Annotated in this window: 14 protein-coding genes; 7 read left to right on the top strand and 7 right to left on the bottom strand. The window is 49.8% G+C overall.

The genetic code is table 11. From position 1 onward, the window contains the following. The first annotated feature begins 25 nt into the window (after positions 1-25). Both Q0698_RS06595 and Q0698_RS06590 read left to right on the top strand, forming a co-directional pair. Positions 26-643, top strand: a complete 618-nt coding sequence (locus tag Q0698_RS06595) for an FKBP-type peptidyl-prolyl cis-trans isomerase (RefSeq protein ID WP_298634963.1) — start codon at positions 26-28, stop codon at positions 641-643. A 278-nt stretch (positions 644-921) separates the two neighbouring features. After that, entirely contained in the window at positions 922-2,157 is a 1,236-nt protein-coding gene (locus Q0698_RS06590) for a GGDEF domain-containing protein (RefSeq protein ID WP_298634961.1), read from the top strand. A gap of 9 nt (positions 2,158-2,166) precedes the next feature. Here the strand turns inward: Q0698_RS06590 and Q0698_RS06585 are convergent, their stop codons facing one another. Beyond that, positions 2,167-3,645, bottom strand: coding sequence for an NAD(P)/FAD-dependent oxidoreductase (locus tag Q0698_RS06585; protein ID WP_298634959.1), 1,479 nt, complete (start codon positions 3,643-3,645; stop codon positions 2,167-2,169). 442 nt (positions 3,646-4,087) lie between these two features. Between Q0698_RS06585 and Q0698_RS06580 the strand changes: the two genes are divergently transcribed. Together Q0698_RS06580 and Q0698_RS06575 are read left to right on the top strand one after the other, a co-directional pair. Then, on the top strand, positions 4,088-5,689 hold the full coding sequence (locus Q0698_RS06580) for an isocitrate lyase (RefSeq protein ID WP_298634957.1): 1,602 nt from the start codon (positions 4,088-4,090) through the stop codon (positions 5,687-5,689). A 164-nt stretch (positions 5,690-5,853) separates the two neighbouring features. Next, on the top strand, positions 5,854-8,670 hold the full coding sequence (locus Q0698_RS06575; protein ID WP_298634955.1) for an FAD-binding and (Fe-S)-binding domain-containing protein: 2,817 nt from the start codon (positions 5,854-5,856) through the stop codon (positions 8,668-8,670). Here the strand turns inward: Q0698_RS06575 and Q0698_RS06570 are convergent. From Q0698_RS06570 to Q0698_RS06545, 6 genes are all read right to left on the bottom strand, one after another. Continuing rightward, entirely contained in the window at positions 8,635-9,009 is a 375-nt protein-coding gene (locus tag Q0698_RS06570; RefSeq protein WP_298634953.1) for a hypothetical protein, read from the bottom strand. The two genes, Q0698_RS06575 and Q0698_RS06570, sit on opposite strands and share 36 nt — an antisense overlap. A 26-nt stretch (positions 9,010-9,035) precedes the next feature. Further along, on the bottom strand, positions 9,036-9,677 hold the full coding sequence (locus Q0698_RS06565) for a pseudouridine synthase (RefSeq protein ID WP_298634951.1): 642 nt from the start codon (positions 9,675-9,677) through the stop codon (positions 9,036-9,038). Continuing rightward, on the bottom strand, positions 9,677-10,003 hold the full coding sequence (locus Q0698_RS06560) for a hypothetical protein (RefSeq protein ID WP_298634949.1): 327 nt from the start codon (positions 10,001-10,003) through the stop codon (positions 9,677-9,679). Before Q0698_RS06560 ends, Q0698_RS06565 begins: the two co-directional genes overlap by 1 nt. Before the next feature lie 165 nt (positions 10,004-10,168). After that, complete coding sequence (locus Q0698_RS06555; RefSeq protein WP_298634947.1) at positions 10,169-12,286, bottom strand: prolyl oligopeptidase family serine peptidase; 2,118 nt, start codon at positions 12,284-12,286, stop codon at positions 10,169-10,171. Positions 12,287-12,464: 178 nt separating this feature from the next. After that, positions 12,465-13,769 carry a Na+/H+ antiporter NhaC family protein gene (locus Q0698_RS06550; RefSeq protein ID WP_298634946.1) on the bottom strand — a complete coding sequence of 435 codons (1,305 nt, stop codon included), beginning with the start codon at positions 13,767-13,769 and terminating at the stop codon, positions 12,465-12,467. Positions 13,770-13,825: 56 nt separating this feature from the next. Beyond that, the gene (locus Q0698_RS06545) at positions 13,826-15,061 is read right to left on the bottom strand and encodes a DEAD/DEAH box helicase (protein ID WP_298634944.1); all 1,236 of its coding nucleotides are present in this window, start codon (positions 15,059-15,061) and stop codon (positions 13,826-13,828) included. A 374-nt stretch (positions 15,062-15,435) separates the two neighbouring features. On the opposite strand from Q0698_RS06545, the gene edd reads away from it, so the two are divergent. From edd to pgl, 3 genes are read left to right on the top strand one after another with little or no spacing between them, the layout of a single operon-like run. Then, positions 15,436-17,241 carry a phosphogluconate dehydratase gene (edd, locus tag Q0698_RS06540; protein WP_298634942.1) on the top strand — a complete coding sequence of 602 codons (1,806 nt, stop codon included), beginning with the start codon at positions 15,436-15,438 and terminating at the stop codon, positions 17,239-17,241. Between the two features lie 2 nt (positions 17,242-17,243). Next, positions 17,244-18,716 (top strand): glucose-6-phosphate dehydrogenase, encoded by a 1,473-nt coding sequence (gene zwf / locus Q0698_RS06535; protein ID WP_298634940.1) that lies wholly within the window; start codon positions 17,244-17,246, stop codon positions 18,714-18,716. Beyond that, positions 18,646-19,416, top strand: a complete 771-nt coding sequence (gene pgl, locus Q0698_RS06530) for a 6-phosphogluconolactonase (RefSeq protein WP_298634938.1) — start codon at positions 18,646-18,648, stop codon at positions 19,414-19,416. The genes zwf and pgl overlap by 71 nt, the downstream gene beginning before the upstream one ends. Positions 19,417-19,419 lie beyond the last annotated feature (3 nt).

The raw sequence follows: 19,419 nt of genomic DNA, 5'->3' as shown, positions 1-19,419 counted from the left end.
AATTTATTCACTTAAGAGAGATATTATGACTGATTTCAACACGACTGAGGAACGCGTAAGCTACGGTATTGGCCGTCAAATGGGCGACCAACTAGCTCAAGGTGCATTCAAAGAAGTTTCCTTAGCGTCTGTTATCGCCGGTATTACCGATGCGATGGAAGGCAACCCAAGCGCCGTTCCTGAAGCAGAGCTTAGCGCTGCATTCCAGGAAATCATGGCACGTATGGAAGAAGAGCAGAAAGCAGCTTCGGCTGACGTGATTGCAGCGGGCGAGAACTTCCTCAAGGAAAACGGTCAGCGTCTTGAAGTAACCGTCACTGAGTCAGGTCTTCAGTACGAAGTGCTTACTCAGGGAATTGGCGAGAAGCCAACCGCTGAGAGCACGGTTTCCTGTCACTACCACGGTACGTTGATTGATGGTTCGGTATTCGATAGTTCAGTAGAACGTGGTCAGCCTGCAGAATTCCCAGTATCTGGCGTTATCGCGGGTTGGACTGAAGCACTTCAGTTGATGAATGTTGGTTCCAAGTACCGCTTGTACGTACCTTCAGAGCTTGCCTACGGCGAGAGTGGTGCTGGTGGCGCAATTGGTCCATACCAAACCCTAGTATTTGACGTAGAATTGCTTGCAGTCGTTAGCTAATAACTGCATTCAACACTTTCACTTAACAATAGGTTGAGTGAGCAAAAAGGGCCCTACCAATTTTTTGGTGGGGCTTTTTTGTGGGCGCTAGCTAACCTCGGTGTGGTACGCAAGGTCGGCCGACCCGAAGACTGTAGTGCCTAACGAGAATGATTGTGATAGAGGTTTTAAATACAACGATTGTCCGAGCTATACGATTATTTTTCCTTTCCCCTTATTTGCTAGCAGGATACACTCAAATACTTATAATTATTCGAGCTAGATGAATGCAAAGTTTAATGAATTGGTCTCGCAACCTACCGTTGATCCTCGCCACCGCGTTGACCGCTTCTAGCTTATTACCCTTGATTGCTGAAATCGTTCCCGCGTTAGAAGTTTATGGTCTACTAACGCTTTTGGTTGCAACATTACTTGCGTTGACGCTTCGCCAAACTAGAGTGCTGTTTCTATCTTTACTTGTCCTTTGGACAGCGTTATTCGCACCCAAACTAATCGCATTAAGCACGCATCCTATTATTACCGAAAATGCTTACAAGATTCTGGTAACGCTAGCTATTTCGGGGGTTATGTTATTTACCGATGGTCCATTCCGCCGAAAGCAATCATTATTTTTTGCGCTGCTGATTGGCGTGATCTCACTCCTGGGATTCGGCGCGTTTGTATTAAACGAAGAGCAATTAATGGCGTGGGGTGCAACAACGCCATTGGCAGTAAATTTTAATTCATTTGTTGAGCTTGATGCACTAATTCTATGCCTCCCAGTGGTCTGTACCTTGATAAATTTTCTGATTACTCGGAGATTGGATATTCATTACATAGCCGTAAGCGTTTTCGCCTTGGCGTTGCTGAATAGTCCGGATATACCTCAGCTTTGGATGCTATTGATTACGGTGCAGAGTGCTTTCATCTTGGTCTTACTGTTAACCATGAGTCAGCGAGTTTGGCGTGACAGCCTAACCGGCTTACCGGGGCGTCAACGGCTAGATTCCGACCTCAAACGAATGCCGGTAGGTTCGTTAGCGGCCTTCGTTGATATTGATCATTTCAAAAAGTTTAATGATAAGTACGGCCATGCTAATGGTGACTTAGTGCTCCAGGCGGTCGCGAAGGAATTGGCTCGCTGCCGTTTCGCTCAGGCCTATCGCTATGGTGGTGAAGAGTTTGTAATGCTTGCTAAGCCAACGGAAGTTAAGCGCTTTACTGAGCAGTTGAATAGCTTGAGAGAGCGAATTGCGGCGAAGAAATTCCAGTTGTCGGTATCAGTTGCTGCCAAACCCGCCGCTAAGAAAACCGGCTCGAAGAATAGCTCCTCGTCAACGGCCTCTAAGAAGGCGAATAAAGCGAAAGGTGTCTCGGTGCGTATCAGTGCCGGGATAGGCAAGCTATTGCTATCAATGAGCCATCAGGATTGGCTCAAACAGGCGGACGATGCGCTCTATCAAGCCAAAGCCGCGGGTAGAAACTGCGTAGTCGTGACTAAGACCTTAACTGAGCGCCGTGTTAAGCGGCGCTAAGTGAGTTCGTTAGTTAGCTTGAAACACCAAGAATTCGTCATCAATGCGACCTTCACGGAAAAACTTCACGTCCGGACCATAATTCATAGACATATCCCAGGGTGCTGATTCACCCTTTTTGGGCATTAAATGCAGTGAGCGTTGCACGTAGCCGGCACTAAAATCGAGTAACGGTGAAGTGGGGAAGTTATGAGTGGGTACTTCCGCAACACACTTGCTGAAGTTTTGCGCTTCCATATGGTTAAACACGCGACAAAAGTACTCGCAGAGTAGACCAATCTTTAGTGTCCATGAGGCATTAGTGTAACCAACTGCGAAACAGAAATTAGGCACACCAGAGAGCATCGCGCCTTTGTAGGTAACGGTATTGGGAAAATCAATGGGCTTACCGTCAATGATGATGTCTACACCGCCCATTAATTGGATGTTTAGGCCCGTCGCGGTGACTACTGTGTCGGCGTTAATTTCCTCCCCGGATTTCAGCTTAAGCCCAGAGCTGGTGAAACACTCAATGTGATCCGTCTGGATATCTACATCACCACGGTGAATGGCTTTAAACAAATCGCCATCGGTCACCGCACACAAACGTTGATCCCAGGGGTTGTAGGGTGGGGTGAAATGTTTAGCCACATCGTAACCCTCGGGAAGATTGCGACCGACATGGCGAATAAGAAAACGCTTGGCGGCATTCGGGAAGCGTTGACTAAAGCGCCAGAATAGTCGATGTAGAAAGACATTCTTCCTGCGAATTAAACGGTGAGCCGTCTGTTCTGAAAAAATAGCTTTGATGGTATTCGCAATCGGGTCGCCAGTTGGTAAGTTCATCATATAAGTTGGCGTTCGTTGAACCAGAGTGACGTGATCGGCATCCTTTGCTAGCTCCGGGACAATGGTCACGGCGGTCGCGCCACTGCCAATCACCACGATCTTCTTGCCGCTCGCGCTAAAGTTTTCGGGCCAATGTTGGGGGTGGATTAGTTCACCGTCAAAGCTCTCTAGACCATTGAATTTGGGAAGAAAACCCTCATTGTAATCGTAGTAGCCTGTCGCTGAGAAAATCCAGCGCGCCTTCAGGACCGTTGTTTCACCGGACTTGGTGTTTCGTGTTGTTATAGTCCAAAGTGATTCTGTAGAACACCACTCAGCGCGCTTTACCTGAGTGCTAAATTGAATATGGTCGCGGATCTGATATTCATCAGCGGTTTCATTCAGGTATTCCAAAATAAGTTGCGCCGAGGCTATCGATTTTCGTGATCGCCAGGGTTTGAATTCATAGGCAAAGGTATAGAGGTCTGAATCTGAGCGAATGCCCGGGTATTTAAATAAATCCCAGGTCCCACCTAGCTGCGCTCTACTCTCTAAAATGGCATAGCTTTTATTTGGGCAGTCACGCTGAAAATAATAGGCAGCGCCAATACCTGAGATCCCGGCACCTACAATAATGGTGTCGAAAATGGGGGGATTACTGTCTTGGTTTGGATTTATCATGAGTAACTATTCATATTATGGTTATTTACTGAACATTGTTAACAATATTGATGTGAATGTCTGCATTAACTCACCATTAGTTCAATCACTCTCTCATTGCTCGATGTGTTTTGCTCGCTCGGTTAGCAGTCATAAAACCGCGCGAAGTTCTTTATTTACGCAAAACGCTAAAAAAAGTTCACTGTAGTAAAACTACAGAATGGAAAATTAGCGTGAAAAATTCTTTGTATGAAAAACTCCCTACCTACTACATGTCAATTAAATCAATACCTGTGAAGATGTAGCGGCCATTCTAAATATGTTGCAAAACTCACGTGAATGTAAATTCGCAATTGATAATTTTGGTGAATGATTGCTAGAGATTGAGCTTATTTCACAAACTAAAGGGGTCCGAGTACCTTGAAGTCAAGCAACGAATTTAACCCATAGGAGGGTCGTCACCATGGCTTACAAAAATGAAATTGAATTGATCAACGCGCTCAAAGCATCACGTGGCGAAGCATGGCGTAACATTAACCCTGAATACGCAGCTCGTATGCGTGCTCAGAACCGCTTTCAAACAGGTCTAGATGTCGCTAAATACACCGCTGGCATCATGCGCAAAGATATGGCGGAATTTGACGCTGACAAAACTAAGTACACGCAGTCTCTTGGTTGCTGGCACGGCTTCATTGGCCAGCAAAAGATGATTTCTATTAAGAAGCACCATGGAACTACTGACAAGCGCTACCTCTACCTTTCTGGTTGGATGATTGCAGCGCTGCGCTCTGAATTCGGTCCGCTTCCTGATCAATCTATGCACGAGAAGACATCGGTACCAAGCCTTATTGAGGAGCTTTACACTTTCCTTCGTCAAGCTGATGCACGTGAATTAGGTCATCTGTTCGGTGATTTGGACAAGGCTCGTGCAGCGGGTGATGAGGTTGCCGAAGCAGCGGCCATCAACGCTATCGAGAACTACGAGACACACGTCGTACCCATTATTGCTGATATCGATGCTGGTTTCGGTAACGAAGAAGCTACGTACCTATTAGCGAAGCGGATGATTGAAGCGGGTGCAGCATGTATCCAGATTGAGAACCAGGTTTCTGACGCGAAGCAGTGTGGTCACCAGGACGGTAAAGTTACTGTTCCTCATGAAGACTTCCTCTCTAAGATCAACGCTGTGCGTTACGCGTTCTTAGAGCTAGGTGTTGATGACGGTGTTATCGTTGCTCGTACCGACTCATTGGGTGCAGGCCTTACTCAGAAGATCCCGGTATCTCAAGAGCCAGGTGACTTAGCTTCTCAGTACAACGCGTTCCTAGAGACTACGCCAGTGAATGGTCCAGAAGACATTAATGACGGCGACATGATCATCAAGCAGGACGGTGAGCTTCGCAAGCCAGTTCGTTTGCCAAATGGGTTGTACCGTTTCAAAGAAAATACCGGTTTCGACCGTGTTGTTTTGGATTGTGTTACTAGCCTTCAGTACGGTGCAGATCTACTTTGGATTGAAACTGAAAAGCCACACGTTCAGCAGATTGCCGAGATGGTCAACGCTATTCGTGCCATCGTTCCAGACGCTAAGCTGGTTTACAACAACTCGCCAAGCTTCAACTGGACGTTGAACTTCCGTCAGCAGGTATTCGATGCTTGGGCTGAAGAAGGCCGTGACATGTCAGAGTACGATCGCGAGAAGCTCATGTCAGTTGACTACGATACCTCTGAGCTAGCCATTGAAGCAGACGTTCGTATCCGCGACTTCCAGTCTACTGCGGCGCGTGAAGCGAACATCTTCCACCACTTGATCACGCTGCCGACTTACCACACCGCAGCATTGTCAACGGACACCTTGGCTCAAGGTTACTTCGGTGGCGAAGGCATGTTGGCATACGTTCGCGGTGTTCAGCGTCGTGAGATTCGTCGCGGTATTGCCTGTGTTAAGCACCAGGACATGGCGGGTTCAAACCTGGGTGATGACCACAAAGAGTACTTCTCTGGTGATCAGGCACTAAAGGCTTCAGGTGAAGACAACACCATGAACCAGTTCGAAGTAGCGTAACTATCACGTTAAGTTCGAAGTACGAATATTTCAGTTAGTTTTACCACATTGGGCGAGTCGTATGACTCGCCCTTTTTTTGTTTGCGCCATGGGTAATTTAGTCTCAGCCAACATGAAATTATTTATAAAAGCCGTTAGTCTTAGTGAAAACCAAGGAAGTTTTCATGAATCGGCTGATCAGTACCTTAGAATCCTCATTGGGCTCGCAGCGCGTCTGCGCCACCGAACCGCGCTTAAGCGCTTGGTCAACCGACGCTAGTTACTTCGCGATCACGCCAAAAGCCGTCGTCACGGTAGATTCAGTTGAACAGCTTCAGAGTGTTCTCCACATTGCCGAACAGTTTAAGCTCGGCGTAACATTTCGTGCTGCCGGGACTTCATTGTCTGGACAGGCGGTGGGCGAAGGCATATTAGTCCGTCTGGGCTTTACAGGTTTTCGGAGCTTAATAGTTAGCCAAGCGGGACACGTCATTAGGCTGGGCTCAGCGGTTCGCGGTGTCGAGGCAAATGCGGCATTGGCTAAATTCAATCGTAAAATTGGCCCGGATCCAGCTACCTTAAAAGTCGCTATGATGGGCGGGATTGTTGCCAATAACTCCTCGGGAATGTGTTGCGGCGTGAAGCGTAATAGCTATCACACCTTGCGTTCTCTGAGGATGGTATTGGCAGATGGAACCTTACTGGATACCGGTTCAGCGAAGTCAGTGGCTGATTTCAAACGCACGCACCGCGTGTTATTGGCAGAGCTTCAGGACTTAGCGGCGCGGACGCAGCAAAATGCTGCGCTATGTCAGTTGATACGACGCAAATACGAAATTAAAAATACCACCGGATTTAGTATCAATAGCCTGGTTGATTTCACTGACGGCGTTGATATTCTCTCGCATTTGGTGGTGGGCTCGGAGGGTGCCTTAGCGTTCATCGATCAGGTAGAGCTCGATACCGTAAGCGCTCCGCCATGCCGAGCTACGGCACTTTTAGCCTTCCGTGATATTCATAAAGCCTGTGAAGCCATTCCGATGATTGGGGCGATGAATGTGGCGGCGGCTGAGCTGCTCGATTACAGCTCAATCGCGACGATGCGCAATAAGCCGGGCGTCCCGCCTTGGCTGAATACTTTGGAAGATGGCGCTGCGGTCCTTCTGGTTGAAGTCTCTGCGGATAGTGAAGTACCAACTAGACGACTGGCAGAAACGGTGGTCGCCGCGGAGTTTTCTGGTTTGAGTCGAGCTGTGGAGTTTGAGTACGATGAAGCGGCTTGCCAAGCACTTTGGAATGTTCGCACGGGAATATTCCCTGTGGTGGGAGCCCAACGTCCCGCTGGCACGACGGTGATTATTGAAGATATAGCCGTGACGCCCAAGCACTTAGCGGAAATGGTCTTGGCGTTGAGAGTTCAGTTGCAGAAGCACAACTTTTATGAAAATGCGGTGATTTTTGGTCACGCACTGGACGGTAACCTGCATTTCATCGTAACTCCCAATTTGAATGATGACCATGACTTAGCGTGTTTCGAATCCTTTATGGCAGAGCTGAGCGAGGTCATAGTGGGTCGTTTCCAAGGTTCTCTTAAGGCTGAACATGGCACGGGACGCGCAATGGCTCCCTTCGTCGAAAAGGAATGGGGTCATGAAGCCTATCGTCTAATGACCCGCATTAAAGCACTTATAGATCCTGAAAATCGCCTGAACCCCGGGGTAATTATCAACGCCGATGCGACGGCTCACATGAAGCATACAAAACGGATGCCGCTGGTAGATTCGGTGATCGACCAGTGTATTGAATGCGGCTTTTGTGAGCCCGTGTGTCCAAGCTCTGACTTAACCCTCTCGCCGCGGCAACGGATCGCGACGCTGCGACGCCAACAGACTATTCCGATAGCACAGCTAAAGTATGATATTGACCAAAGCTGTGCGCAATGCAGTGTTTGCGCTTCGGTTTGTCCTGTCGGGATTGATACCGGTGTAGCAGTCGGAAATTTCGCGGCGGGGAAGCCGCGTAAAGTCAGAAAATTGAATAGCGAAGAGGGTTCGTCTTCTGCTCAAGCTGGAGGTTTTGTCCGCTGGCAGCGAGCTTGGAAAGTCCGTCATTGGGGCCAACTGTTGTCGGTCTATCGGCTAGGCTTCCAGCTGTTTCACCTAATGGTTGGGCGATGGCCCAAGGCTTGGCAACGCGGCTATGGCCAACTGGTTCGTCAGTTCACTTTGCCGCTTCCTCGCTACCTACCGCCGCCCGCAGCTTCACCTAAAAGAAAAGCGCTGGCTCAGCAACAATGCGCTGATCGTCTGCTGACTTCAGAGACTGAACCGAAGACCGTCTTTTTACTCGTCTCCTGTGGCGCACGTTTATTTGGTGGTCCGCAAGGGAGCACCGATGAACAGTTCATTGAGCTACTTGCGCACGCAGGCTATCAGGTGGAGACGATTGCTAGGGATAATGGCCTGTGCTGTGGCCAGCAGTGGTCCAATCGCGGTGAAGGCCAATTAGCAGACGAGAAACAACAGGAGTTAGCAGGGGTGCTGAGCGAGTTGCCAGAGGATGCCATTGTTTTGGTGGATGCGCAGAGTTGTTTCAATACGGTTAATCAGGCGGTAAGGCCGTTCACCAACCTGATGGACTTTCTATTGAGCTCAGTGTTGCCAAAACTCAGCTTCGCTCAGACCGACGAACCGATTGCTGTTCATTTCGGTTGTGAGCTCACCGAAGAGGACTATCAGAAGTTAGTGTCTCTGGCCGGTTACTGTAGCGCCATAGTGCACACGTTCCCGCAATCATGCTGCGGTGGCGGTGGTGTGAAACAATTCTTAAATGACGACCTGGCCGCCCATGCGGGGGGAAAGATTGCGAAGCAATGGGACAGTTGTCAGCGGGGCGTCTATATCAACGGAGCCTGTGAGGTGGCGCTCAGTCAACACACTCAGCGCCCAGTGCATCATATTGTTGAGCTACTCGTTAACCAACTTCAGGAAACGACTCGCTAATTGAGTAAGCGCGTCAGTTTCAGTCACTTCTACGTTGTCGGTTGATACCGGCTCGCCATTGAGGATGAGCACAGTCCGTGGGAATCCGTGACCGCCAAAACCTAGGGTTAAGGCTTGGTGAAGTGGGGAGAGGTATTCATTCTTTTGCTCTTGAACCAGTAGGTTGGCAAACATCACGCCATCCTCAATCAGCGGGCCTCTCAGAGATTCTAAGTTTGCCGCCTGAGCTTCGTAACAATCGGGGCACCAAGCGGCCACGAGATTAATGACGGCAGTGCCGTGGTTGGCTAGGAGGTCTTGTACGCTATTGGCGTCTATCAAATAAGGAAATTCAGTCATGGTGTTGGCTCTCTCATAGCGACTAGTCAAAAGGGTACCGCTGACTGCAGCTGGTGGCGTACCCCAGTTATCGGGTCATCAAAATCAAGTTCAGTGGCGTGTAATAGCAACCGGCTCGAGGCATCTTTGGCAGCGCCCTCGGCATAGAATTCGTCACCCAAAATGGGATGGCCCAGCCACTGCAAGTGCACTCGTAACTGATGTGAGCGGCCGGTGATGGGTATTAGCGAGACGCGGCTTCTATCCGAACGCTGTTCTGTGACTTCCCATTGTGTCTGCGAGGGCTTGCCATGTTCGTAGCAGACAATCTGCCGCGGTCGATTTTCCCAGTCGCAAATTAACGGTTGGTCAATCACTCCCGATGGCTGAGCAGGCGCGCCCCAAATCATGGCTTCGTAGCGTTTACGTGTAGTTCGTTCACTGAATTGGCGTTTTAGGGCTCTATCAGCTTCTTTACTCAGCGCAACCAACATGATGCCGGAGGTTGGCATATCAAGCCGGTGTACCGCCTCAGCAAAGCCAAATTGACTACGTGCCCGATGTATCACTGAATCAAGCTTCTCAATACCCCGTCCAGGCACGCTAAGGAGATTGGCGGGCTTATTGACGACAATGAAGTGTTCGGTTTGCAGGAGAATATCAAGCGGAGGAGGTCCAAAAGCGATCATTAGCGCCACTCGTAGCGAACTATTTCCCCGAAGTCATCGTAGACGGGTACTTGTTTGGGTGGTGGTGTACGAGACGGGGTTGGCTTTTCAGCGGATGGTTTCCTACGTGATTCCATATTCTTGATCACATCGGTTAGGTATTCACGCTTTGGCGACTTAGGGCCCGTAAATAAGTCAGCGACCGCGGCTGGGACACCATTTTTCACAACGCGCCCAGTTTCCCCACGGGGAATAACATCCACGGCCCCTCCTGCTTTGAGGAAGCGATTCATGTCATTTTGCATCTGCTGACGAACTTCTTTTTTGCTGGGGCCTTTAGCTTTCACGTGATCTTCTGGAAAAAAATTAGTGTTTATTAACTATAACAGAATTAGCCGTCAAACGACGGCTAATTATTTGTCTAATCCAAGGCTGGATATCGAGTTTAGCTAGCTAAAGCTACATCGTGAGCAGCCCTACCAGCGTTTGCTAGCAGAACCGCTTTGTTTCGCCTAATTAGGCGTTGCAGCCGGCAGCGCATTTAGCAGGAAGCGATAGGATAGGGCCAGGCGGTGTGCTAGTTGTTCATTGGTCACACTGCCACCATGACCACCTTCCAGATTCTCGTAATAGTAGACCTCATGTCCCTGTTCGATCATTCTGGCAGCCATTTTCCGTGCATGTGCAGGGTGAACGCGATCATCGCGGGTTGAGGTGTAGAAGAATACCGGAGGGTAGGCGACATCGGCACGCACGTTTTGGTAGGGCGAGTAGGCACCAATAAAATTCCAGTCCTCGGAGTCAGGGTCTCCATATTCGCCCATCCAGCTGGCACCCGCGAGAAGTAGATGATAGCGCTGCATGTCTAACAGTGGGACGCCGCTAATGACAGCACTATAGAGCTCGGGATGGCGAACCAGAGCAGCGCCCGTTAGAAGACCACCATTACTACGACCTTCAATGCTGGTGTATTCGGCGGAGCTAATCTGACGGCTCGCAAGATCACGCGCTACGGCTTCTAGGTCAGAAAAAGCACGTGGGCGATTCTCTCGCAGTGCTGCGGAATGCCATTCAGGGCCATACTCACCGCCACCACGGATATTGGCAATCACGTAAACACCGCCGCGTTCTAGCCATAGCTTGCCATAGGAGCCATTGGTTGCTTCATAGCTTCCCGAGTAACTGGGCGTTAGCGAAGAGCGGAAACCGCCGTAGGCAAAGATATGAGCGGGATTAGCGCCATTCAGGTTGATATCCTGCCGGTGCACGACGAAATAGGGCACTTTAGTCTCATCTGCTGAGGTCGCGAAGAACTGGCTGACCGTGTAGGGGCTTGCGTCAAAGGTCGCTGATTGTTGCTCTACCTGAGTCACAGAGCTATCAGTTGGGTCGAAGGCATAGAGGGTAGGTGGTACCAGAAAGCTTTCGAATCGAAGCAGACTTTTACCTGAATTCTCATCAATAGACTGAAGTGAGACCGTACCGTGGTCTGGGAGCAGTATTTGCTCTTTAGTCCAAACACCATCTTCTTGGGGTGCATACCAGTGGGCTTCTGCAACCACGTCCCGAAGGCTCACAATCAGAATACCTTGATCCGTGACGGTGGTGTCCTCAATAATTTGCTCGCGGCTTGATTCTGCTAAGATAAAGAGCTCGCCGTTCAGCCTAAGCTGCTCATTGGAAGCCAGCACAATGGCACCCGCCGGATAGCTATATTCACCCAACTGCCATTCTTTTTTTAGCGAAATAACCCACTGACCCGCTAGCCGTCCCAAGAGAATGGCACTGTTCGGGATCTTGAGCTGTGTGATGAGGTTGGTATCTGGATCACTAAGATAGTAGTTGCGAGTCCAAAAACTCGTGCTTTCAAAAATCACTAAATGACTATCTTCGGCCGGTCCTAAGGTATAAGCACCAGAACTCACTGAGGATCTGTTACCTACATAGATGAGCTTGGCCTCTGCCAAATCGTCGCCGCGGTTATGAATTTTTAGTTTTCGCGGGTAACCCGAATCGGTGAGTGAGTCGTCACCAAAATCAGTGGCGATGATCCAGGTGTTAGCGTCAACCCAACTGACCGAGGATTTGGCCAGAGGTAGATAGAAGCCATCGTTGATAAATTCTCCGGTGAGTGCGTTAAATTCTCTTACCTCGTCGGCATCAGTACCGCCGGGTGAAAGTGACACTAGGCATTGCGCCGGATCATTTTGATAACAGTTGAGGCCGTGATAGACCCAGGGCTTGCCTTCACTTTCGGCTAGCGCGTCAACATCTAGGACGGTTTCCCACTGAGCTTCGCCCGCAAGAAATGCCTCGTTGGGCGAACGTATTAGCACGCCGCGTGGATTATCCTCAGTCTTCTTAAGTTCGAAGTAGTAATCACCAATAGCATAGGCACCACTCAACTGCCCCTCTTGATTGAGAACCTCTAGAGCTGTGCTGTAGAGTGTGTTGTAGAGAGGGTCCTCTAACTGTTCGGCGGTAGCTTGATTATGCTTCTCCACCCAGCTGAGTGATGCTTCGCTCTCAACGGCTTCCAACCATTCCCATTTATCAATATCAGCATTGACGCTCAGCGAAGCGGTTAATGCGAGTAGTGCTGTGAGTTTTAGAGCATGACGCGATTGCATGTTATAGAACCTCAAAATTTGATCAGTATTCGTTAGTGTAGAATAAACCCACGTGACGGCAATGAATTAGCATCCATTGCTAATCGTCACGTTCAAAAGCCAACCCTAATTGCCAATTTTGAAGCGCAACATTTAACACTTTACTCGGCGTTGTTTAGGGTTGGATGTTACATGAGGATTAGGCGCTCAGTACCATTGCCGCTAACCAGCCAAATACCAGTAACGGTATGTTGTAGTGCAAAAAGGTTGGGATGACGGTGTCTCGGATATGATCATGTTGGCCGTCTACGTTAAGACCGGCGGTTGGCCCAAGCGTTGTATCGGAGGCCGGTGAACCGGCATCACCAAGCGCACCCGCAGTCCCTACGAGGGCGACGATGGCCAGTGGCGATAAACCCAACTCTAATGATAGGGGAACAAATAGGGTAGCAATAATGGGTACCGTAGAAAACGAGCTACCAATTCCCATCGTGACAAATAAGCCAACCACCAACATTAGCAAAGCACCTAGCGCTGCACTACCGCCAACAAAATTCGCGGTAGCATCGACTAAGGTGGTGACTTCACCAGTATCTTGAATAACGTTCGCAAACCCTGCCGCCGCAATCATGATAAAGCCGATATTGGCCATTAAGCGCATACCTTGAATGAAGGTGTCGTCCACCGCCCGCCAATTAAGAACGCCACTAAGCGAAAAGATTGCAAACCCTGACAGCGCTCCGATGATCATAGAACTTGTATAGAGCTGAACTGTGAACGCTAAGATCACCGCCAGTGCGCCAACAAGCAGCGGTTTTAGACTAATGGTGTCAGCGGCTTGGGTGGTGTGGTGTTCGTTACTGAATTGGTAGCTGCGCGGGTCGCGATAGCTTACCAGTAACGCGAATAGTAGCCCCAGACACATCCCGAGTGCTGGCAACCACATTGCTTCAAAGATATTCACGCCGTCTACCATTAAGCCGGCTAATTCAATATTGGCGAGCAATATTTCATTAATATAAATACCACCGAAACCCACCGGCAGAATCATGTAGGTAGTCACTAAACCAAAACTCATGACACAGGCAACCGCCCGTCGATCGATATGGAGTTTCGTCATCATGCCAAGCAGAGCAGGAACCACAAGAGGAATAAAGGCAATGTGGATCGGGATAACGTTTTGTGACATGACTGCGGCGATCCCGAGGGCAAAGAAAAGCATCCATTTGCCAGCACCTGCAGAGGCCCCGAGAAATTTAGTAGCTAAAAATTGGGGAATACCAGATTGCGCCATGGCTGCCGCGAAAGCACCCAGCATCGCATAACTCAATGCTGTGCTGGCGCCGGAGCCAATACCCGCTTCAAAGGAGTTGATAGTGGCTTGGAGGTCCATGCCAGAGGAAAGACCTGCAGCGATGGCCGAAACCACAATGGCGGCAACGACAGGAACTCGGCTAATGCTTAAACCGAGCATAAGAAGAACAGCAAGGATGACGGCGTTCATGTGAGGTCTCTTTGTAGTTTTAGACCTAGTTTGCCTCCTCCGAGCGGACGAGGCAATTACTTACGCTTGGATTTCGTCTTCTTGTTCTTTTTTCCTGCTGTTTTTGCGCTCGATTTCTTCTTTTTGCTTCCGGCAGCTTTTCCAGAAGCTTTGAGTTTCTTCGGGCCGCGATAAAGCCCCGCTAATTCCTGTGGCAGCCATGATTGTATGGGGAGCTCTAGGCGGCGGGCAAACCCCACTACACGATTCCATTCGGCAGCGATAACAAAGTTCACTACGGTATTAGCGCCACCACCGCGACCTCCGCGACCAATGCGATGACAGAAAATATCGAATTGTTTTGGGCTGTCAACGTTGACGACCGCGTTCACCTTCTCAATATCAAGGCCTCGGGCTGATAGATCTGTGGTGACTAATACGGCGCTATCACTGTTTCGGAAATTCTCGATCACCACCCGACGCCCCTTTGGTGTGAGAGCCCCGTGAAGTGCTGCAGCATTAATACCATGATACTTAAGCTTGCCTTCAAGTGTTTGTGCCTGCTCTTGACGGCTACAGAAAACAACTTGCTTGCCCTCTTTATTGCGCTCTAGCCACGCTACTAACAGTCTTAATTTGTGGGCGCGGTCATCGGCTGGGGTGATCAGCAGTTGAAGCGAGGCCCTATCAACATGAGCGCTTTTAATCACGTCAGGTCGAAAGCCGAGATGCTGTTCGCATAATCTAAGTGTGTTGCGATGCATGGTTGCCGACAGCAGGCTGACGTAGGTTGGAATAGCCGGCAGCTTTTGGTAAAGCCCTACCATTTCCTGAATCTTATCTGGGCCTAGCTGCTGATCCGCCTCATCGATGATCAGAAAATCAACTTCCTCTAGCAGCGTACGTTGACTTTCAAGATGGGTTTCTAGTCGGCCAACGGTGGCAACTAAGATATCGGCGCCGCGCTCTAGCGCGCTGGCCTGAGCTTTGTAGTCTTCGCCACCGATGAGTGCATAGGCGGAGAGAGGGGTGTCCTCAATTACGCCTTGAATTACGTCATACCACTGTTGTGCCAATTCACGGGTGGGAAGTAACACGAGGCATTGAAATCGTCGTCCAGCCTCTAATTGATCAAGGTAGCGAATGATGGCAGCTAAGGTTTTGCCCTCGCCGGTTGGCGCAAGGAGAAAGACCTTGTCACCATCGTTGGCGAACGCACGGGTTTGGATGCTGGTTGCTTCATCGTGACCCTGCAGCTTCAAGTGTGCGTGGCAGAGATCTGAAAAGCTGAGTTCGCGATTACCGTCGTTCATTGGTCTTCCCTTGGTTGCGTCTAATGTGCCCTAAAGTAGGTGATTTTCGATGGGCTAAATTTCTGCCGCACTTTAATCTACTGGGCGCGGTAACGCTAATGATTTATGTGTTGGTGAGCTAGATGTGTAGCGAAGCATAGACCAGAGTCGTCTAATGCGCTGGGGTTGTAATCATCAACTATGCTTTACCATCGGTTCGCTACGAACCGCTTAGGATTCTTTTTGGAAAGGTTTGACAGCGCTGTCATTTACTGTCAGAGTAACTCCTGACAGCGCTGTCTTTTAGGTGGATGTGATGTGTGGAGCACCACCGCCTAAAGGATGGCGCTGCGTATTTAAAGAAGCCCTAACGTATTACAAGAGGCCGGTATATCATGCTTAACGCTATCCCCCTTCATCCTGTAGTCACTGAAGTGACGCAGAAAATCACTGAACGTTCAAAAGCTAGCCGAGCGCGCTATCTGGCTGACATGACGGCCGCCCGTTCAGCGGAACCACCACGTAAACATCTAAGCTGCGGAAATTTAGCGCATGCGATGGCAGCCTGTGATCAAACCGATAAAGATCTTTTGGCCGTCGGTCGAGCTAAAAACGTTGGTATCGTGACGGCTTTTAATGACATGTTGTCAGCGCACCAGCCGTACCAGCATTATCCCGATCAGTTAAAGGCTCAAGCTCGCGAATTAGGCGGTAGCGCTCAGGTAGCGGGTGGTGTTCCTGCAATGTGCGACGGGGTTACTCAGGGTCGCGGTGGCATGGAGCTGTCGCTGTTTTCTAGAGATCTCATTGCGATGTCGGCCGCCGTGGCGATGTCACACGACGTGTTTGACGCCGGGCTCTATTTGGGCGTGTGTGACAAAATTGTCCCTGGGCTAGTCATTGGCGCACTTCGCTTTGGCCATTTACCTGCGGTGTTTGTTCCGGCCGGACCTATGTCGACGGGTTTAAGTAACAGCGAGAAGGTGCGTGTTCGCCAATTGTTTGCCGAAGGAAAAGCTGATCGCGACGCATTACTTGCCGCGGAGTCCGCTTCCTACCACAGCGCTGGTACCTGTACGTTCTACGGTACGGCAAATTCGAACCAGATGGTGCTTGAGGTCATGGGTCTTCAGTTGCCGGGCAGCTCATTCGTTCCGCCAAGTGGTGGCCTCCGTGACGCGCTATCTCGTGCAGCCGTTACCGCGGCATTTGAAACGGCCCCAGCTATGGGAGAATTAGCGGATGAGAAGGCCTTTGTAAATGCCATTGTGGCGCTATTAGCGAGTGGTGGTTCCACGAATCACACCTTGCACCTTATGGCGATGGCCGCTGCGGCGGGCGTCAAACTACTTTGGGATGACTTTGCTAAGCTATCTGCGGTAGTACCGCTACTGTGTCGTATTTATCCAAACGGAACCGCTGACGTGAACCATTTCCATGCGGCGGGCGGTACGGCAGTGTTAATTGGCAATCTACTTGATGCTGGATTACTTCATGAAGAGGTGAATACCGTTGCCGGCTTCGGTTTAAATCACTATCGTGCCACGCCGAAGCTTGAAGGTGATAAGGTAGTTTGGGATACATCACTTACCGCTTCACTGGATGAAGACATTATTCGCACGGCAGCCGAGCCTTTCAGCGCCAACGGTGGACTGCAGTTACTTACGGGTAATGTCGGCCGAAGTGTGATTAAAGTGAGTGCGGTAGCACCTGAACGCCAAAAGATTTCAGCGCCAGCTAAGGTGTTTCATAGCCAGCAAGCGCTTAAGGATGCCTTCGCCGCAGGTGAACTTGAGCAAGACTTCATTGCGGTACTGAGTTTTCAAGGGCCAAAGGCGAAGGGAATGCCAGAGTTACATGAATTGACGCCAGTACTCGGGGTTCTTCAGGATCGCGGCTTCAAAGTAGCGTTGGTTACCGATGGTCGAATGTCCGGTGCGTCAGGTAAAGTGCCAGCGGCAATCCATATGTCACCGGAAGCACTCGACGGCGGAAATATCGCAAAGATTCGCGATGGTGATATGATTCATCTAGATTGTATAGCAGGAAGCTTGCTGGTGGACGGCGAAGAATGGCTTGAACGCGAAGTACAAATGCCAGAGATTGCGCAGCAGGGTTACGGTAGAGAATTATTCAGCGGTTTTAGATCGCTCGTCTCTGAAGCAGAGAAGGGCGGATCATTTTTTAACTTGGGAGAATAATCATGTCGGCGCAAGCCTTTGATTTGGTGATTTTTGGCGGCGGTGGCGACCTTAGTAGTCGCAAGCTAATTCCCGCAATGTATCGGGCGTTTAAAGAGGGCATGTTTAGCCCTGAGTCGCAATTAATTATTACTTTGCGTACTCAGGAAGAAGTTAGCACCATTAAGGACCATATCCTTAATAAGCTTATCGAGTTTCTGAAGTCCGATGAATATGATGTGACCTCGGCACAGCAATTCATGACTCTGGTAAAGCCAGTAGTAGTAGATATTGCTGAAGCGAATGACAGCTGGTTGGATCTAGAGGCTTTGTTAGACAGCAACGTTGAGCGTGCTCGGGTGTTCTACCTTGCTATCCCGCCAACGATTTTTGGCCTCTGCTGCGAGCAACTTGACCACTTCAAGCTTAACCACGAGAATTCGCGTGTTGTGGTTGAGAAGCCGCTTGGTTATGACGCCGCTTCTGCCAATGAACTTCACTCCAAAATGGCACTCTATTTTGATGAGCGTCAAACCTTCCGTATTGACCATTACCTTGGTAAAGAGCCGGTTCAAAATTTGATGGCTCTGCGCTTTGGTAACACCATGTTTGAGCATCTCTGGGATGCCAAAACCATCGATCATGTGCAAATTTCTATCTCAGAGGAAGTTGGCGTAGAAGGGCGGGCTAATTTCTACGATGCGGCGGGTGCTGCACGGGATATGTTACAAAACCATTTATTGCAGCTACTTTGCTTAGTGGCAATGGAATCACCTAATACTTTGAATGCGGATGATATTCGTTCGGAGAAGGTTAAGGTGCTCAAGGCGCTTCGTCCTATTGTGGACGGCGATGTAGACCTTCATACCGTGCGTGGACAGTATGTGGCTGGGCAAGTTAATGGCAGCATGGTTCGCGGTTACCTTGAGGAGTTAGATGATAACTCTACAACGGAAACCTTTGTTGCGGTGCGATCATTTATTGATAACTGGCGCTGGTCGAAGGTTCCGTTTTATCTCCGGACAGGTAAGCGTTTGGCAAGGCGCTGTGCAGAAATTGTTATCCAATACAAAGACGTTTCGCACAATGTGTTTCCCAACTCGTCGGAGAAGCCACGAGCTAACCGTCTAGTGATTCGCCTTCAGCCGGAGGAGAAAATCCAATTGCACGTGATGACCAAGCAATTGGACTGTCAGGATATGACGCTTAAGCCAGTCACCCTAGATTTGAACTTAGCTGACACCTACGACGCCGTTTACAGTGATTCCTACAAGCGCCTGATTCTAGATGCTGCCAACAACAATGCGAGCTTGTTCGTGCACCGTGAGGAAGCAACCGCTGCGTGGACTTGGGTTGATCCCATTATCGAGCACTGGCGCAAGGCGGGTACACCATCACTGTATCGTTCCGGAAGTTGGGGGCCTGATGCCTCTGACCGCTTACTTACCGCCGATGGCCGTCGTTGGTTCAACGTCGGCACCAACGAGGAAGCTTAGTCTCATGGCGATTATTGAATTTTCATCGGTTGACGAGCAGTTAGCTGCCCTGATTGAAGTCATTGGTGAGTCGTTAATCGATGCTATTCAGGAACGTGGCCGCGGCTGCTTTGCGGTGTCGGGTGGCAACTCACCTAAGGCGCTTTATCAGGCGTTGAGTCAACTCGACTTACCGTGGGATAAAGTGGATATCGTCATGGTCGATGACCGTTTTGTACCGCTTGATCATCCGGCCAGTAATGAGGCAATGATTCGTGCCACGCTGCTGGTTAACAAAGCGAGTACGGCTACTTTTTGGCCTCTATTTCAAGCGGGTGAGCTCGAAGCTGTTGCCGCGGATCGCGCTCTAGCCTGGCGAGATCTGAACACGCCCGACTGCGCCATTATTGGCATGGGCAGTGATGGCCATACCGCGAGTTGGTTTCCCGATGCTCAGGGCTTAGACGAAGCATTATCACCAACTGCTGCACCAGTGTGTGCGGTGACGGCAAAACAATCTGAAGTCACGGGTGCAAACCTTCAGCGCCTAACCGTTAGCTACGCCTACTTGAGTAACTGCCCAGTGCGTATGTTACTGATGGCAGGGGATGAGAAGCGAAAAGTATTCGAGCAAGCGTGTGGGGTCGGTGCGGTGAATGAAATGCCAATCCGAGCTTTAATTCGCGACGCTCACTCCGTTACCGCCTATTGGACAAAATAAGAG

The sequence above is a fragment of the uncultured Umboniibacter sp. genome (assembly GCF_947497555.1).
In the GTDB taxonomy this organism is placed as follows: domain Bacteria; phylum Pseudomonadota; class Gammaproteobacteria; order Pseudomonadales; family DSM-25080; genus Umboniibacter.
This window is presented reverse-complemented; position numbering and strand designations above follow the sequence as displayed.

Excerpts from the sequence above, each read along its gene's own strand:
- Q0698_RS06575 (WP_298634955.1), top strand. The coding sequence starts at position 5,854 with ATGAATCGGCTGATCAGTACCTTAGAATCCTCATTGGGCTCGCAGCGC.
- Q0698_RS06595 (WP_298634963.1), top strand. The coding sequence starts at position 26 with ATGACTGATTTCAACACGACTGAGGAACGCGTAAGCTACGGTATTGGC.
- Q0698_RS06555 (WP_298634947.1), bottom strand. The coding sequence starts at position 12,286 with ATGCAATCGCGTCATGCTCTAAAACTCACAGCACTACTCGCATTAACC.
- zwf (WP_298634940.1), top strand. The coding sequence starts at position 17,244 with ATGTCGGCGCAAGCCTTTGATTTGGTGATTTTTGGCGGCGGTGGCGAC.
- Q0698_RS06545 (WP_298634944.1), bottom strand. The coding sequence starts at position 15,061 with ATGAACGACGGTAATCGCGAACTCAGCTTTTCAGATCTCTGCCACGCA.
- pgl (WP_298634938.1), top strand. The coding sequence starts at position 18,646 with ATGCCTCTGACCGCTTACTTACCGCCGATGGCCGTCGTTGGTTCAACG.
- Q0698_RS06580 (WP_298634957.1), top strand. The coding sequence starts at position 4,088 with ATGGCTTACAAAAATGAAATTGAATTGATCAACGCGCTCAAAGCATCA.
- Q0698_RS06585 (WP_298634959.1), bottom strand. The coding sequence starts at position 3,645 with ATGATAAATCCAAACCAAGACAGTAATCCCCCCATTTTCGACACCATT.
- Q0698_RS06565 (WP_298634951.1), bottom strand. The coding sequence starts at position 9,677 with ATGATCGCTTTTGGACCTCCTCCGCTTGATATTCTCCTGCAAACCGAA.
- edd (WP_298634942.1), top strand. The coding sequence starts at position 15,436 with ATGCTTAACGCTATCCCCCTTCATCCTGTAGTCACTGAAGTGACGCAG.
- Q0698_RS06550 (WP_298634946.1), bottom strand. The coding sequence starts at position 13,769 with ATGAACGCCGTCATCCTTGCTGTTCTTCTTATGCTCGGTTTAAGCATT.
- Q0698_RS06570 (WP_298634953.1), bottom strand. The coding sequence starts at position 9,009 with ATGACTGAATTTCCTTATTTGATAGACGCCAATAGCGTACAAGACCTC.
- Q0698_RS06590 (WP_298634961.1), top strand. The coding sequence starts at position 922 with ATGAATTGGTCTCGCAACCTACCGTTGATCCTCGCCACCGCGTTGACC.